This window comes from Corynebacterium nuruki S6-4 (genome assembly GCF_007970465.1).
Classification (GTDB): Bacteria; Actinomycetota; Actinomycetes; order Mycobacteriales; family Mycobacteriaceae; genus Corynebacterium; species Corynebacterium nuruki.
Genome location: NZ_CP042429.1, coordinates 1083115 through 1097926 on the forward strand (window position 1 = coordinate 1083115; position 14812 = coordinate 1097926).

Sequence of the window (14812 nt, forward strand, 5' to 3'; positions counted from 1 at the left end):
GCACGAGCATACTGCTCAGCGGAACCGCGCAACCCGCCGCTCCCCCGCCGGAACAGGCACGTCCAACAGGTTGGCAGCCGACGGCAGCGGGCAGTGGAAGGCACCGGAGAACGCGAACGCGGGCAGTTCGGCCCGGTTGAAGTCGATCACCGTGTTCCCGTCGGCGTCCGGCGCCGGGATGTGCAGGAAGCGGAAGGCATGGGTGCCGGCCGCCCGTCCCGCATCCGAGAAGGAGACGAAGAATCCACCGTCCGCGTCGGTGACCCGGAGGCTGTGGGAGGTGCCGTCGGGCAGGGTGAACTCGAGCCGGCCCGCGGTCGACCCCGGTGCTTCGAAGCCGTCGGCGCTGGTGACGGTCACGGTCGCGGGGTCGGCGACGAAGTGGGCGGTCACCTCCCAGGCCGGGTCGTGGTCGAACACCTCGATACCGCTGACGGAGGTCCGGGTGCCGGCGGTGGCGTCGAAGACCCGCAGTGCGGCATCCCCGGCCCGGGCATGGCCGACGAGGGTCAGGCCGCCGTCGGACACCCGGTCGCCGGGCGCCAGGCGTACCGGCGTGGTCCACCCGTCGGGCAGACCGGTGCCGGTGACGGCGACGGTGTCCCCGTCGCCGTCGATGTACCACCGCCCCGGTACGCCCGGGACCTCGACCGCGTCGTCGGGGCCGGTGGCGTGGATCCAGTGCGTCCCGGTGAGTGCGGCGGCACCGTCGGGGGCGGTGACGGCGGCGATCCGGTCGGTGTGCCAGGTCTTCCAGGACTGTGATGTGGCGGTGGTCATGGTTGTTCATCCTGCACCGCATACCGCGACCGCGTCCACGGGACGGTTCGGGCCGAATAGAGGGGTGCCGCGGAATGTGGTGCGGGTATACAGGGGCCATGAGCCTCATCTCCGCCACCTCCCTCGCCGACCTCCTCGCCGGGCCGGACGCCGCCACCGTCACCGTCCTCGACGTCCGCTGGACCCTCGCCCGGCCCGACGGCCGCGACGCCTTCGCCGCCGGGCACATCCCCGGGGCCCGCTATCTGGACCTCGACTCGCAGCTCAGCGACCATTCCCGCACGGGGTTGGGACGCCATCCACTGCCGACCGGGCCGGCGCTGCAGGAGTCGCTGCGCAGTCTCGGGGTCAATGACGGGGACACGGTCGTGGTCTACGACGACGGGCAGGCCGCCGGGTCCTCCCGCGCCTGGTGGACACTCACCGCCGCGGGCCTGGAGGATGTCCGGATCCTGGACGGAGGCTGGTCCGCATGGCAGGAGTCCGGCGGAGCGGTCGAGACCGGCCCCGCGACCGCGCCTGCTCCCGGCGACGTCACCGTGACCTACGGGGACCTGTATGACGGTGCCCGGCGGACGTTGACGAAGGAACAGGCGGCGGCGACCGGGGAACACAGCGTCCTCCTGGATGCCCGCGCCCCGGAGCGCTACCGCGGGGAGACCGAGCCCGTCGACCCCGTGGCCGGGCACATCCCCGGGGCGGCGAACCTGCCCTCGACCTCCGTGCTCGACGGGGACGGGCGGTTCCTGCCGGCAGATGAACTGCGCGAGGTCTTCGCGGAGCTCGGGGTGGGGCCGACGACCGCAGGAGGTCCGGTCTCCGGTGCCTACTGCGGTTCTGGGGTCTCCGCCGCGGTCCTGGTGGCGGCAGCGGATTCGGTCGGCATCGACCTGGCCCTGTTCCCCGGCTCCTGGTCGCAGTGGTCGGCGGACCTGGATCAGGCCTGACGCCCGGTTTTTCACACCTGCCGCGCTTCCCATACTCTGAGACCTGCAGGTCAGAGGGCTGCGCTGCCCGGCCGTCCGCCGGCCGAGGTGTGAAAAACCGGGACGGAGTGAGGCGGGGCGGCTACCCCACGAACCGGTCGACCAGGGACCGGTAGGCCGCCACCGTCAGCTTCAGATCGACCAGCGGCAGGTGCTCGTCATGGGTGTGCAGCTGCGCATTGACGTCGGCCAGCGACCGGTCCCGCGCATTGAGGGCGAATCCGTAGCCCACACCCCCGAGGCGGCGTCCGAACCGGAGATCGGAACCACCGGCCGACAGGGTCGGCACCACCGTCGCCTCCGGGAAGAACTCGCCGACGGTGGCGGTGATCGCCTCGTACAGTGCTGACCCGGTGGTGCTGACCTCGGCGGGTTCAGAGATGAGATGCTCGATCTCCACCTCGTCGGCCAGGTCACCGAGGGCCTCGCGCAGCCGGGCGTCCACGTCGTCGGTCTGCCCGGGCAGTGTGCGGATGTCGAGTTCCAGGTAGGCGGCGCTCGGCAGCACGTTGATGGCCTGCCCGGCGCGCAGCACCGTCGGGGAGACGGTGAGGTGGGAGACCGCGTGGGCGTAGCGGGCGAGGTCGCCGAAGGCCAGGTAGTCGTCCTCGTCCGGGTCGGTGAGCAGGGCCTCCCGGATGTCCGGGGAGAACCGGAAGGCGTCGACGAAACCGGTCCACAGCGGGTCCTTCGACACGGGCTGCCGGTAGTCGGCGATCCGCCGGGCGACCTCGGCGATCCGGGCGACGGCGAGGTCCCGGCCCCACGGCTGGGAGCCGTGGCCGGCGTCGCCGGTGACGTGCAGGCGACGCTGGGCCGCACCCTTCTCCCCCACGGTGACCGTCACGGCGTCCGATCCGTCGCTGACCGGCAGGTGTGAACCACCGGTCTCCGAGATGCAGTTGCGCCAGCTGAACGCCTCGGGGTGGACCTCGGAGAGCCACTTGGCGCCGAGGCCGCCGCGTGCCTCCTCGTCGGCGACGCCGACGAAGGTGAGGGTGCCGCGCGGGGGACGTCCGGACGCCGCCTCCCGGGCCACCGCCCGGGTGACCGCGGCCATCGGGGCGGTGAGGCCGAGCATGTCGGTGGTGCCACGGCCGTAGATGACCGCGTCCGGATCGTCGGGGCCGTCGCCGACGATCTCCGCGCCGAACGGGTCGCGGGTCCAGCGTGCCTCGTCGACGGGGACGACGTCGGTGTGGCCGAGGAAGGTCAGCGGTTCGGCGTCCGGGTCGGAGCCGGGCACGGTGACGATGATGCTGGTGCGGCCCGGGCGGGGTTCCAGGCGCTGCACCTGCACGGCGCCGGTGGCAGCGCCGGCGGCGATCTCGTCGGCGAAGAACTGCCCGAGAGTGTCCGCGTTACGCACCTCCTGGCCGGAATCGGGGGTGAGGTCGTTGACGCAGGCGTTGCGGACCAGCTGCTGCAGCAGGTCCAGGGCATCGGTGTAGAGCGGGTCGGTCATCTGGTCCTCACTTCTTCAGGTCGTCCGGGACGAACCAGTAGTTACCCTCGTTGCGGCCCTTGAGGTAGTCGGCGAACTCGTCGGACCGGTAGGCGTCGGTGACGGCCTTCGCCCAGTCGGAGTCCACCTGGTCCTGCTGGGTGACGGCGACGAGGATGAGGTCGGGCAGCAGCTCCTCCTGGAGCAGTTCGAGCTTCTGGTCCACCCCGGAGGCGTAGGCCATCGAGCCGGGGATGACGGCCCAGTCGACGTCGTCGAGCCCGCGGGGGATGAACGCGGAGTCCATGGTGCGGATGTCCAGGTTGTGGGGGTTGTCGGCGATGTCCTGCATCCGGATGGAGGTTTCGTCGGTGCCCGGCTTGACGGTGATCCAGCCGGCCTGCTTCAGCAGGCGCAGGGCACGGGAGGTGTTGGAGGCGTCCTCGGGGACCGAGACACTCTGCCCGTCGGCGATCTCCTTGAGGTCCTTGTGCTTCGAGGAGTACAGGCCCGAGGGGACGGTGGGAATCTGGGTGAGCGAGGCGAGGTCCGCGCCGGTCTCCTTGTTGAAGTTCTTCATGTAGGCCGTGTGCTGGTCGACGTTGAGGTCGGCGGTGTTCTCCTGTAGGGCGGTATCGGCCTGCTGCAGTTCGGTGAAGTCCTTGATCTCGACCTTGTAGCCGTCCTTCTCCAGGATCGGCTGCACGCCCTGCTGGAACAGTTCGCTGTACGGTCCCGGTGACGTGGCGACCCGGATCGTGTCATCGGACTTGCCGGTGCCGTCGTCCGCGCAGGCGGCGAGGCCGGCGACGATACCGGCGGACGCCGTGACGGCCGCGATGGCGCGCAGTGCACGGGAGTGGTGCGTGAAGATGGTCATGGTGGGTTCTCCTCTGGACGTCTGACACAGTCTCCCCCGAGAATAGACCAACCTGTCTGTCTAGCGAAGTCGGCGGAACACCCCCTCCGGATCATCGGTCGTGATCTGGTCGACCCGCAGATCCAGTAGCCGCTCCAGCAGCGGCACCGTCGCCTCATCGGCGGTCGGCACCGTGTAGGCGTCCACCGCCATGCCCCCGGCATGGAAGGCCGCGACGATGTCGCTGCCGGCATCGGCCGCACCGGTGACCACCCGGTGGTCCAGATAGACGGTCGTCGCATCCGGCGCCGCCGCCACCGTCGAAGCGACGAAGCCCGGGACGTCCCCGGTCCGGCGGAGCTCCCGGATGCGGCCACGTGTGCACGGGTCGGTGCCGACCGCGGCCCCGGGCAGAGTGTCGGCAAAGACGGCGACCGCGGCCGGGTCACCGGCCGACAGGATGACCGCCGGCCCCAGCTCCCCCAGCGCCACCCGGACCGTCTCCCGGGACCGCGCGGTCATCCGGCGGCGCAGCACTGTCCCGGAATCCTTGATGTCCAGCTGCAGCACCGCGCCGGTGCCGGAGAGAGCGGCCAGGTCAGCGAGGGCAGCGAGGTCTGCGAGGTCAGCGAGGGTGCCGACCGGGCCGGACTCCGGACGCCACCAGCGGCGCGGATCATGCCGGATCTCCACCGTGCCGTCCCGGCGGACCCGCACATCGATCTCCACACTCGCCCCGGCGGCGAGCCCCTCCCGGATCCGTGCGACAGTGAACGGCTCATCGGTGAGCCGGCGCCGCGCCCGGTGCCACTTCAGCCGGGTACGGTGCCCGTCGCGCACGATGTCGGGGAACGGTTCAGGACGGGTTCCGGTCATGCCCGCATTATCCGCCTACCCTGGGACCCATGAACGGTTTCGCCGCCGTGGATTTCGAGGTCGCGCGCCAGGTGCTGCAGCGGGGCATCGCGGTGCTGTTCCTCATCGGATTCATCTCCACGCTCAACCAGTTCCGACCGCTGGCGGGCGAGCACGGTCTGCTCCCCGCCCCCGGGTTCCTCCGCCGGGCACGACGGATCGAGGCGGCGTCCGGGCGGAAGATCCTGCGCCCCACCGTCTTCCGGTGGATCCGCTACACCGACCGGCGCCTGGTCATCCTGTGCACCACCGGCATCGTCCTCGCCGCCCTGCTGGTCACCGGCCTGCCGCAGGCCGGGCCACCCTGGGTGCCGATGCTGTGTTTCCTGGCTCTGTGGGCCGGGTACATGTCGGTGACGAGTATCGGCCAGACGTTCTACGGGTTCGGCTGGGAGATGCTGCTGTGCGAGGCCGGGTTCCTCGCCGCCTTCCTCGGCTCCGCCTCCCAGCCGCCGCCGACGGTCATCATCGTCCTGTTCTGGTGGCTGCTGTTCCGGCTGGAGTTCGGTGCCGGGATGATCAAGATCCGCGGCGGGCGGGAATGGCGCGACCTCACCGCCCTGATGTACCACCACGAGACCCAGCCGATGCCCGGGCCGTTCAGCAGGACCGCGCACCTGCTGCCCCGCTGGTTCCACCGCGGTGAGGTCATCGGCAACCACATCACGCAGCTCGGGGTGACGTGGCTGCTGTTCGTCCCGGTGCTGTCCCTGGTGACGGACGCCGCCTGGCCGCTGCTCGTCGGCGCGGGCGCGGCGGCGGTCATGGTCCTCACCCAGCTGTGGCTGGTGCTCACGGGCAACTTCGCGTGGCTGAACTGGGCGACGATCGTCCTGGCGTTTTCCGCGGCGGGGATCCCGCACTCCGGGACGCCGGACGCCACGCTCCCGGTGTGGTGGACCGTCCTCACCACCGTGGTCTTCGTCGGCTATGTCGTGGCCAGCTGGCCGGCGGCGCGCAACCTCGCGGCGAAGAACCAGGTGATGAACGGGGCCTTCAACCGGCTGCAGCTCGCCAACGCCTACGGCGCCTTCGGCACGGTGACGAAGACCCGCACCGAGTACGTCATCGAGGGCACCACTGCGGCCGACCCCGGCGAGGACGACTGGCGGGAGTACGGCTTCAAGGGCAAGCCCGGTGACGTGTCCCGCCGGCCCCGGCAGTTCGCCCCCTACCACCTGCGGCTCGACTGGATGATGTGGTTCCTGCCGCTGGGTGGCCGCCTCGACAGCTGGTTCGTCGTCCTGCTGCGCCGACTGCTGGCCGCGGACGCCCCGACGCTGAAACTCCTGGACTCCGACCCCTTCGACGGCGCTCCACCGCGGCTGGTGCGGGTGGTGTCCTACCGGTACCGCTTCGCCGACCGTGCGCAGTTCCGGGCCACCGGGCAGCGATGGATCCGCGATCGGCGGTATGTTCTGGTACCGGGACTGGCCGCCGAGGATCTGGACACCGGGCGGTAGACCGGGCGGGCCCGACGCTGACCCCGGTGTTCACGGAGGTCCGTGGAGGTCCGTGAAGGTCCGTGGAACGAACCGACAGGATGATTTTCCGGTCCCCGGACAGCACCTGGGTTCGCGACCCCGACCGCCCCGGGACCCGACCGACCCCTGGGTTCGGAAAGTCGACACCCTCGCCGACCGGGCACAGGCTCAAGTTCGGGCACAGACACCGGCACAGCTTCGGGCTCAGGCTCAGCGGGGACGCCGTGTGGGGAACACTCCCTGAGAAGACCGCACCTGTCCGGTGGGCATGACACAGTGCGGGCATGACGTTGCTTCTCAGTTTCCTCCTCGCCGTCCTCGTCGCGCTCCTGCTGCTCATCCTCCGCGAGAGCACCCGGGCGCGGCGCCGCCGGACCTGGTGGAACACCTACCGGACCGCGGAACGCCAGCTCCGCTCCGACAATGCGGCGACACGGGAGTGCGGCGTCCTGCTGCTCGGGGAGCTGACCCGCACCGCCGTCACGGCCGAGGACGTCCGGATGGCCGAGGTACTCGCCGACGTGTACGGCACCGGTCGTCCCCCGCGTACCCCGCGAACCCCGGCAGATCCCGCCGCCCGGTGACAGCCCGACCGCGGCACTGCAGCGGGCGGACCGGTCGGGCTACACGAACAGCGAGAGGAACAGGGCCATGACCAGGCCGACAACCGAGACAATGGTCTCCGCCGCCATGTGCGTCTTCGTCGCCTGCCCCAGAGTCATCCCGAAAGACTCCTTGATGAACCAGAACCCGGCATGGTTCACCCAGTTCAGGCCGAGGGACCCCGACCCGGTGGCGATCACCACCAGCGAGACGAGGACCGGGTCGGCGCCGGCAAGCAGCGGCGCGAGAATCCCCGTCGCACTGACGATCCCGACGGTCGAGGACCCGGTGCAGAACGCCAGCACCAGCCCGATGAGCCAGCCCAGCAGGATCTCGTTGATGTGCAGGTCACCGAGCAGGTCGACGACCGCCGTGTCGATCCCGCTCGCGGTGAGCACCTGGTTGAACATGCCGCCCCCGGCGATGATCAGCGCCACCCCGGCCACCGACCCCAGGGAGGCCTTGAAGGAGCTCTTCACGTCCGCACCGCTCATCCCGCTGACATGGGACAGCAGTGCGCCGGCGACGAGGACGGCGACGAGCATCGCCACGACCGGGTGGCCGAGCAGGTGGGCCGGGGTCGCCACCGCGGCGTCCGGCGCGAAGACGTCGACGAGGGCGGAGAACAGGGTGAGCACCACCGGGACAAGGACGCACACGAAGGCGGTCCAGGTCGGCACCGGACGCAGCTCCGTCCCCGATTCCTTCCCGTGCCGGTGCGGCACCGGGACGGTGACCGGCGACCCGGAGCGCGCCGCCCACCGCCGCTCCTCGACCTCACCCGGGGTGGAGCCGGTGAACTGCCGGACCAGGCCGTCGGAGGGTTCCAGCCGGAACCGGGAGACCACGAGCCGGGCGTACACCGGACCGGCGAGGATCACCGCCGGAATCGCACAGATCAGGCCGAGCCCGAGCGTGAGACCGATGTCGGCGTCCAACGCGTTGACCGCGATCATCGGGTCCGGGTGCGGCGGCAGCATCGCGTGCAGGCAGGACAGCGCGGCGACCGCGGGAATGAGGATCTGCAGGTACCAGGTCTTCGGCCGGCCCGCCGCCACGTCGAGGCGCAGCGCGACAGCGTAGATCACCGGCATGAGCATCACCAGGCCGACGTCGAAGAACATCGGGATGGCCACCAGGAACGCCACCGCCGACATCACCCACGGGGCACTGCGCGGTGAGCTGAGCCGGACCACCAGATCGGCGATGCGGCTGACCGCCCCCCGAGTCGGCGAGCAGCCGGCCGAGCATCGCACCGAGGAAGACGACGATCCCCGTCTGCCCCAGTGTGCTTCCCGCCCCGTCGACCAGTGTGGTGGGGATGTCCTCGGCCGGCAGGCGGGAGGCCACGGCGGCGACGAGCGACGCGGCGGCGAGCGCCAGGAACGGGTGCATCTTCGTCCGCCCGTTGATCAGGACGACCAGCAGGACAATCGAGACGGCGAGCACACCGAGCAGATACCCGGGATTTTCAACCATGTCGGCAGGGTACCCGGCCGCGGCCCTCAGACCGCGTACCGGTCGAGCTCCCCGAGCGCCGCGTCGATGACGTCGAGACCGCGCACGAGGTCCTCCTCGGAGATGACCAGCGGCGGGCCGATGTGCACACCGTTGAAGTGGGTCCACGGCCACACGCCGCCGGCCTGGCACAGCCGGGTGAACTCCGCCATCGGGGTGTTGGACTCCCCCGCGGCGTTGAACGGCACCAGCGGCTCGCGGGTCTGTGCGTCCTTCACCAGTTCGACGGCCCAGAACAGGCCGAGGCCACGGACGTCCCCGACGACGGCGTGCTTCTCCTTCATCGCCGCCAGCCGCGGCGCCACGACGCGTTCGCCGAGGTCGCGGACGCGTTCGAGGATGCCCTCGTCGACGAAGGTCTTCATCGACTCGACGGCGACCGCGCACGCCAGCGGGTGTCCGGAGTAGGTCAGCCCGCCGCCGAAGGACCGGTGGGCGTAGAAGTCCCGGATCGCGTCCGAGACGACCACGCCGCCGAGCGGGACGTAGCCGGAGTTCACGCCCTTGGCGAAGGTGATGAGGTCGGGTTCGATGTCCCAGTTGTCCACCGCGAACCACTGGCCGGTGCGTCCGAAACCGGCCATGACCTCGTCGGCGATGTACATGATGCCGTATTTCGTGCACAGCTCCCGCACGCCGACGAGGAAACCGGGCGGCGGCACGAGGATGCCGTTGGTGCCCACGACGGTCTCCAGGATGACCGCGGCGATCGTGTCCGGGCCTTCCAGGATGATCTGCTGTTCCAGGGCGTTGAGGGCGGACGCCGTCTCGGCCTCCGCGGTCTCCGCGTTCCACACCGAGCGGTACAGGTACGGGCCGAAGAAGTGCACGACGGAGGAGTCGCCGGGTTCATTGGACCAGCGGCGCGGGTCGCCGGTCAGGCTGATCGCCGTGGCGGTCGCCCCGTGGTACGAGCGGTAGGCGCTCATCACCTTGCGGCGTCCGGTGACGGCGCGGGCCATGCGCACGGCGTTCTCGTTGGCGTCCGCGCCGCCGTTAGTGAAGAAGACATGGTTGAGGTTCCCCGGGGCGACCTGCGCGATCATGGTGGCGAGCTGGGAGCGGACATCGTTGGCGAAGGCCGGGGCGATGGTGGGCAGGGTCTCCGCCTGGTCCTTGATCGCCCGGATGAGCCGCGGGTGGCGGTGGCCGAGGTTGACGTAGACGAGCTGGGATCCGAAGTCGAGGTACTCGTTGCCCTCGTAGTCGGTGAAGGAGGCGCCGTCGCCGGTGGCGACGGGCAGCGGGTCGATCTCGTCCTGGGCGGACCAGGAGTGGAAGACGTGGGCGCGGTCGAGGTCGCTGACCTCGGCGGCGGTGGTGGGACGCTGCGGGAAGACGGTGTCGGACCGGGCGGACGCCCCGGGTGTCGCAGCGGTGGACGCAGCGGTGGAGGTGGTCATGGCAGTGCTCCTTGGTCGGGTCAGTTCGGGTGAGTACCGGTCAGGTCGGGTCGGTACGGGTCAGTTGGTGGGGAATCCCATGGTGATCTGCGATTCACTCGGCAGCGGCCAGCGTTCGGTGACGACCTTGCGGCGGGTGTAGAAGTTGAACGACTCGGGGCCGTACATGTGCGTGTCGCCGAACAGCGAGTCCTTCCACCCGCCGAAGGAGAATGCGCCGATCGGCACCGGGATCGGCACGTTGACCCCCACCATCCCGACCTCGATGTCGAAGGTGAAGGACCGGGCGGCCCGGCCGTCGCGGGTGAAGATCGCCGTACCGTTGGCGAACCGGCAGTTGTTGATCAGCTCCACCGCCTCGTCGTAGGTCTCCACCCGCACGACCGACAGGACCGGGCCGAAGATCTCCTCGTCGTAGACCCGCATCCCCGGGCGCACGTGGTCCAGCAGGGTCGGGCCGGTGAAGAAGCCCTGCTCCGGCAGGTCGGTGCCGTGGCCGGCCCGGCCGTCGACGACGACGGTCGCGCCCTCCCCGGCGGCGCCGGCGACATAGCCTTCGATCCGGTCCTTCGCCTCGGCGGTGATCACCGGGCCCATGTCCGCCCCGGCGGTCGCACCGTCGGCGACGGTGAGGTCCGTCATCCGGGAGCTGACCTTGGCGACCAGGTCGTCGGCGATGTCCCCGACGGCGACGACGACGGAGACGGCCATGCAGCGTTCCCCGGCGGCCCCGTAGCCGGCGGAGACCGCGGCGTCGGCGGCGGCGTCGAGGTCGGCGTCGGGCATGACGACCATGTGGTTCTTCGCCCCGCCGAGGGCCTGGACGCGCTTCCCGTTGGCGGCGGCGGTGGTGTAGATGTGCCGGGCGATCGGGGTGGAGCCGACGAAGCTGACGGCCTTGATGCGGGGTTCGTCGAGGATCCGGTCGACGGTGTCCTTGTCGCCGTTGACGACGTTGAGTACCCCGTCGGGCAGGCCGGCCTCGCGGAAGGCTTCGGCCAGCCACAGGGCGGCCGAGGGGACTTTTTCGCTGGGCTTGAGGATGACGGTGTTGCCGGCGGCGATGGCGGTGGTGACCATCCACAGCGGGACCATGGCGGGGAAGTTGAACGGGGTGATGCAGGCGACCACGCCGACGGGCTGGCGCAGTTGGGTGACGTCGACGCCGGTGGAGGCCTGTTCGAGGGTTTCGCCTTTCATGTGGTGGACCAGGCCGGCGCAGAATTCGACGTTCTCGAGGCCGCGGGTGATCTCGCCGTCGGCGTCGTCGAGGACCTTGCCGTGTTCGGCGGTGATGATCGCGGCGAGTTCGCCGCGGCGGGCGGTGATGATCTGGCGGAGGTTGAACATGATGTTCGCGCGCTTGGCCATGCCGGTGGACCGCCAGGCGGGGGCGGCGGTTTCGGCGGCGTCGACGGCGGCGGTGAGGGTGGCGGCGTCGGCGAGGGGGACCTGGCCGGTCTGGACGCCGGTGGCGGGGTTGTACACCGGGCTGGTGCGGTCACCTGCGGTGGAGGCGTCCCCACCGATGAAATGGTGGAGCGTCGCAATGTTGTCGAGGGTGCTGGTCATGTCACGTCCTTCGGGTCTGGTCCGACAGTGGTTTCACCAGGGACACTACGGGTGGTTCGGTCGGCCGTCGGGTGCCGGAGTGTGGCACAGTTGACCTGTGACTGAACACACTGTCCACCCCGCCACCCGCGGCATGACCGTGCGCGAGACACTCGCCCTGCCCGCCTTCCGCCACACCGCCGTCCACGTCCTCGTCGGCGCCGACAAGCTCGACACCCCCGTGCGCTGGGTCCACGTCACCGAATCCACCCGCGCCGGCCAGCTGCTGCGCGGCGGGGAACTCCTGCTCGCCACCGGCTCCGGCTGGGGGACGGACCCCGCCGCCCGGCGCGCCCTGGTCCGTGCCTTCCACGATGCCGGCGCCGCCGCCCTGCTCCTCGAGATCGGCGAGTTCTGGACCGAGGTACCGCCGGAGGTGACGCAGACCTGCCGGGCCACCGGCCTGCCGTTGGTGACGACCGGCTCCGAGATCCGGTTCCGGGACGTGTCCGAACAGGTCCACTCCACCCTGCTCGACCGGGAGGTCGCCACCGTCGAGGCGATGCGCGAGGTCGCCGAGACGTTCACCACCATGATCGTCGACGGTGCCCCACCCCAGCAGCTCATCCGGCAGGCGGCCCGACTGCTCGGCGCCCCGGTGATCCTGGAGGATCCCGCCCACCGGGTGGTCCACTACGCGGTCGGCCTGGAACAGCCCTCGACCCTGCTGGACAACTGGACGTCCCGGTCGTCCCGCTGGGCCGGGGCGGTCGGTCGGACCGGGACGGTCGCCGAACCGGTCCCCCTGCCCGCACCGGACGCCGGCTGGTGCGTCGACGTCATGGCGCGGGGCACCCACTGGGGCCGGCTCATCACCCTCGGGACCCCGACGCCGGACGCCGGGGCGTCCCACGTCCTGCGCCAGGCCGCGGTGGCGCTGGCGGTGGAACGGCTCGGCGCGGCCCGCCCGTTCACCTGGGAGGACCTGCTCAACCGCTCGGCACTCGACCGGTTGACCGGCACGCTCTACACCACCACCGACGGGCTGGCGGAGGTACTGGCCGCCTCAGGGTTCCGGACCCGCAACCGCTCGCTGATCGCCCTGGAGGTCCGTGGTCCGGGAACATCCGGCCCGGTGGAGGCCGCCACGGTGCGCCGGATCGCCGACCGCACCGGGTGGGACGTCCTCGCCGCACCGGGGTCAGTCACCCCCGGGTCGGCGACCGCCCCCACCTCCGGGGCTGCGTCCGACCGGATCAGCGCAGCGGTCTCCGCGCCCGCCGGCGGCGATCCGCTCGGCACGCTGCGCACCCTGGCCGACTGGCCGGGCACGGCGGTGCTGGTCTCCCCGCCGCAGCGTGACGTCGGCGCGCTGTCGCGCACCCTGCGGTCGCTGGGCCGGATCCGGGACGCCGCGCCCGGGGTGACGGTCGTCGGCGGGACGCCGGTCTCGACCGTCATCGACGAGCTGCGGGACGACGTCCATGTCCGGGATTTCGCCGCCCGGCTCCTGGAACCGCTGCTCGACTACGACCACCGCCACGACGGCGATCTCGTCGAGACCACGGCTGCGGTGCTGCGCCATCCGTCGTCCCGCTCGGCGGCGGCCGAGGACCTTCATCTGTCGCGGACGTCGCTGTACTCGCGGATCGCGACGATCGAACGGCTCCTCGGCATGGATCTCGGCGACGGGGAGACCCAGTTCGCGCTGGGGCTGGCACTGCGGACGCGGTGAGCCGGTTCGCCCGTCACGTCAAGTCCGCACTCCCCTGCGTGCTACACGAACACCGAGAGCAGCAGAGCCATGAGCAGACCGAAGATCGAGACGAGCGTCTGCACCGTCATGTGCGTCTTCGTCGCCTGACCGAGCGTCATACCGAAAGACTCCTTGACGAACCAGAATCCGGCATGGTTCACCCAGTTCAACCCCACCGACCCGGACCCGATCCCGATGACCACCAGGGAGATGTACGCGGGAGCCATCCCCGCCACCAACGGCGCGAGGATACCGGTGGCACTGACGATGCCGACGGTGGCCGAGCCGGTACAGAACGACAGCACCAGACCGATGATCCAGCCGAGCAGGATGTAGTTCATGTCCCAGCCGGAGATGACGTCGACCAGGGCGTCGTTGATGTCGGAGGTCTTCAGTACCTCGTTGAACATCCCGCCACCGGCGATGATCAGGGCGACCCCGGCGACAGAACCGAGTGAGGAGCCGAAGGATTTCTTCACGTCGCCACCGGTCATGCGACTGCTCCAGGCGAGGACCGTCCCGGCGAACAGGACGCCGGCAAGCATGGCGATGACCGGTTGACCGACCAGCGCAGCGGGAGTCTTGAGCACCGAGTCCGGCGCAACGAGATCCACGAGGGTCTCAAACAGCATGAGGACCACCGGGACGAGCACGCAGACGAACGCCAGCCAGGTCGGCACCGGTGACAGTTCATTGCCGGAGTCCGCTCCGACCCGTTTCCTGACCGTCGCCAGCGCGGACGCACCGTCGCCGGAGGCGTCCTGCTGCTTTTCCGCCTCGTCGGGAGTGGTGCCGGCGTACTGCCGGACCAGATCGTCCGAGGGCTCAAGCCGGATCCGTGGGGCAATGAAATGGGCGTACACCGGCCCCGAAAGCACGACGGCAGGTACCGCGCAGATCAGACCGAGGCCGATGGTGAGGCCGATGTTGGCGTCCAGCCCGTTGACCGCGATCGTCGGACCGGGATGCGGCGGCAGCATGCCGTGCAGACAGGACAGGGCTGCAACAGCAGGGATGAGAATGCGGAGGTACCAGGTCTTCGGACGTCCGGCCGCGACATCGAGCCGCAGGGCTACGGCGTAGATCACCGGCATGAGCACCACGAGTCCTACCTCGAAGAACATCGGCATACCGATGAGGAAGGCCACACCCGTCATCACCCACGGCGCGGTCCGGGGCGAGCTGTGTTCCACGACTAGGTCGGCGATGCGTCCCACCGCACCGGAATCGGCGAGCAGGCGGCCGAGCATCGCTCCGAGGAACACCACCAGACCGGTCTCACCGAGGGTGCCGCCGGCACCGTCGACAAGATTCTCCGGAATGTCCGCCAGCGGCAGGCCGGCGGCGACGGCGGCAAACAACGAGGTCACAGACAATGCGAGGAAGGGGTGCAGTTTCGTCCGCCAGTTGATCAGGAAGATGAGCAACAGGATCGAGACCACGAGGACCCCGACCAGGTAGGTAGGAGAATCAGTCATGCCCGGCACCGTACGCCCCGGACAATGGCGGGAAT

12 protein-coding genes and 1 pseudogene are annotated in these 14812 nt (G+C 70.2%); 4 read left to right on the forward strand and 9 right to left on the reverse strand.

Annotated elements, in window-relative coordinates; genetic code table 11:
- Positions 1–15: 15 nt before the first annotated feature.
- A complete protein-coding gene (locus FSW06_RS04880) occupies positions 16–780 on the reverse strand; it encodes a DUF1684 domain-containing protein (protein ID WP_010121615.1) in 765 nt (254 codons plus the stop codon).
- 98 nt (positions 781–878) lie between these two features.
- On the opposite strand from FSW06_RS04880, the gene FSW06_RS04885 reads away from it, so the two are divergent.
- Positions 879–1727 carry a sulfurtransferase gene (locus tag FSW06_RS04885; RefSeq protein ID WP_010121616.1) on the forward strand — a complete coding sequence of 283 codons (849 nt, stop codon included), beginning with the start codon at positions 879–881 and terminating at the stop codon, positions 1725–1727.
- A gap of 121 nt (positions 1728–1848) precedes the next feature.
- Here FSW06_RS04885 and FSW06_RS04890 read toward each other — a convergent pair whose 3' ends face one another.
- The 3 genes from FSW06_RS04890 to FSW06_RS04900 are packed head-to-tail and all read right to left on the reverse strand — an operon-like array spanning position 1849 to position 4945.
- Entirely contained in the window at positions 1849–3231 is a 1383-nt protein-coding gene (locus FSW06_RS04890) for a M20/M25/M40 family metallo-hydrolase (protein WP_010121617.1), read from the reverse strand.
- A 7-nt stretch (positions 3232–3238) separates the two neighbouring features.
- Positions 3239–4090, reverse strand: coding sequence for a MetQ/NlpA family ABC transporter substrate-binding protein (locus FSW06_RS04895; protein WP_010121618.1), 852 nt, complete (start codon positions 4088–4090; stop codon positions 3239–3241).
- A gap of 60 nt (positions 4091–4150) precedes the next feature.
- Positions 4151–4945 carry a glycerophosphodiester phosphodiesterase gene (locus FSW06_RS04900; RefSeq protein ID WP_010121619.1) on the reverse strand — a complete coding sequence of 265 codons (795 nt, stop codon included), beginning with the start codon at positions 4943–4945 and terminating at the stop codon, positions 4151–4153.
- Between the two features lie 29 nt (positions 4946–4974).
- Here FSW06_RS04900 and FSW06_RS04905 point away from each other — a divergent pair, with 29 nt between their 5' ends.
- Positions 4975–6447, forward strand: a complete 1473-nt coding sequence (locus tag FSW06_RS04905; RefSeq protein WP_010121620.1) for a lipase maturation factor family protein — start codon at positions 4975–4977, stop codon at positions 6445–6447.
- 305 nt (positions 6448–6752) lie between these two features.
- Entirely contained in the window at positions 6753–7052 is a 300-nt protein-coding gene (locus FSW06_RS04910) for a hypothetical protein (RefSeq protein WP_010121621.1), read from the forward strand.
- A 39-nt stretch (positions 7053–7091) separates the two neighbouring features.
- On the opposite strand, the gene FSW06_RS04915 is transcribed toward FSW06_RS04910, so the two are convergent.
- The 4 genes and pseudogenes from FSW06_RS04915 to FSW06_RS04925 form a co-directional block, all read right to left on the reverse strand.
- The gene (locus FSW06_RS04915) at positions 7092–8267 is read right to left on the reverse strand and encodes a GntP family permease (protein ID WP_050802008.1); all 1176 of its coding nucleotides are present in this window, start codon (positions 8265–8267) and stop codon (positions 7092–7094) included.
- 76 nt (positions 8268–8343) lie between these two features.
- Positions 8344–8550, reverse strand: a pseudogene (locus FSW06_RS15045) (GntT/GntP/DsdX family permease); the annotation flags it as partial.
- A gap of 26 nt (positions 8551–8576) precedes the next feature.
- Positions 8577–9992, reverse strand: a complete 1416-nt coding sequence (locus tag FSW06_RS04920; RefSeq protein ID WP_010121622.1) for an aspartate aminotransferase family protein — start codon at positions 9990–9992, stop codon at positions 8577–8579.
- 60 nt (positions 9993–10052) lie between these two features.
- Entirely contained in the window at positions 10053–11564 is a 1512-nt protein-coding gene (locus tag FSW06_RS04925) for a CoA-acylating methylmalonate-semialdehyde dehydrogenase (protein WP_010121623.1), read from the reverse strand.
- A 97-nt stretch (positions 11565–11661) separates the two neighbouring features.
- Here FSW06_RS04925 and FSW06_RS04930 point away from each other — a divergent pair, with 97 nt between their 5' ends.
- The gene (locus tag FSW06_RS04930) at positions 11662–13278 is read left to right on the forward strand and encodes a PucR family transcriptional regulator (RefSeq protein ID WP_010121624.1); all 1617 of its coding nucleotides are present in this window, start codon (positions 11662–11664) and stop codon (positions 13276–13278) included.
- Between the two features lie 41 nt (positions 13279–13319).
- Here the strand turns inward: FSW06_RS04930 and FSW06_RS04935 are convergent, their stop codons facing one another.
- Positions 13320–14777 (reverse strand): GntP family permease, encoded by a 1458-nt coding sequence (locus tag FSW06_RS04935; protein WP_010121625.1) that lies wholly within the window; start codon positions 14775–14777, stop codon positions 13320–13322.
- Positions 14778–14812: the final 35 nt, after the last annotated feature.

Coding starts and splice junctions, on each gene's coding strand:
- FSW06_RS04880 (WP_010121615.1), bottom strand. CDS start 780: ATGACCACCGCCACATCACAGTCCTGGAAGACCTGGCACACCGACCGG.
- FSW06_RS04885 (WP_010121616.1), top strand. CDS start 879: ATGAGCCTCATCTCCGCCACCTCCCTCGCCGACCTCCTCGCCGGGCCG.
- FSW06_RS04890 (WP_010121617.1), bottom strand. CDS start 3,231: ATGACCGACCCGCTCTACACCGATGCCCTGGACCTGCTGCAGCAGCTG.
- FSW06_RS04895 (WP_010121618.1), bottom strand. CDS start 4,090: ATGACCATCTTCACGCACCACTCCCGTGCACTGCGCGCCATCGCGGCC.
- FSW06_RS04900 (WP_010121619.1), bottom strand. CDS start 4,945: ATGACCGGAACCCGTCCTGAACCGTTCCCCGACATCGTGCGCGACGGG.
- FSW06_RS04905 (WP_010121620.1), top strand. CDS start 4,975: ATGAACGGTTTCGCCGCCGTGGATTTCGAGGTCGCGCGCCAGGTGCTG.
- FSW06_RS04910 (WP_010121621.1), top strand. CDS start 6,753: ATGACGTTGCTTCTCAGTTTCCTCCTCGCCGTCCTCGTCGCGCTCCTG.
- FSW06_RS04920 (WP_010121622.1), bottom strand. CDS start 9,992: ATGACCACCTCCACCGCTGCGTCCACCGCTGCGACACCCGGGGCGTCC.
- FSW06_RS04925 (WP_010121623.1), bottom strand. CDS start 11,564: ATGACCAGCACCCTCGACAACATTGCGACGCTCCACCATTTCATCGGT.
- FSW06_RS04935 (WP_010121625.1), bottom strand. CDS start 14,777: ATGACTGATTCTCCTACCTACCTGGTCGGGGTCCTCGTGGTCTCGATC.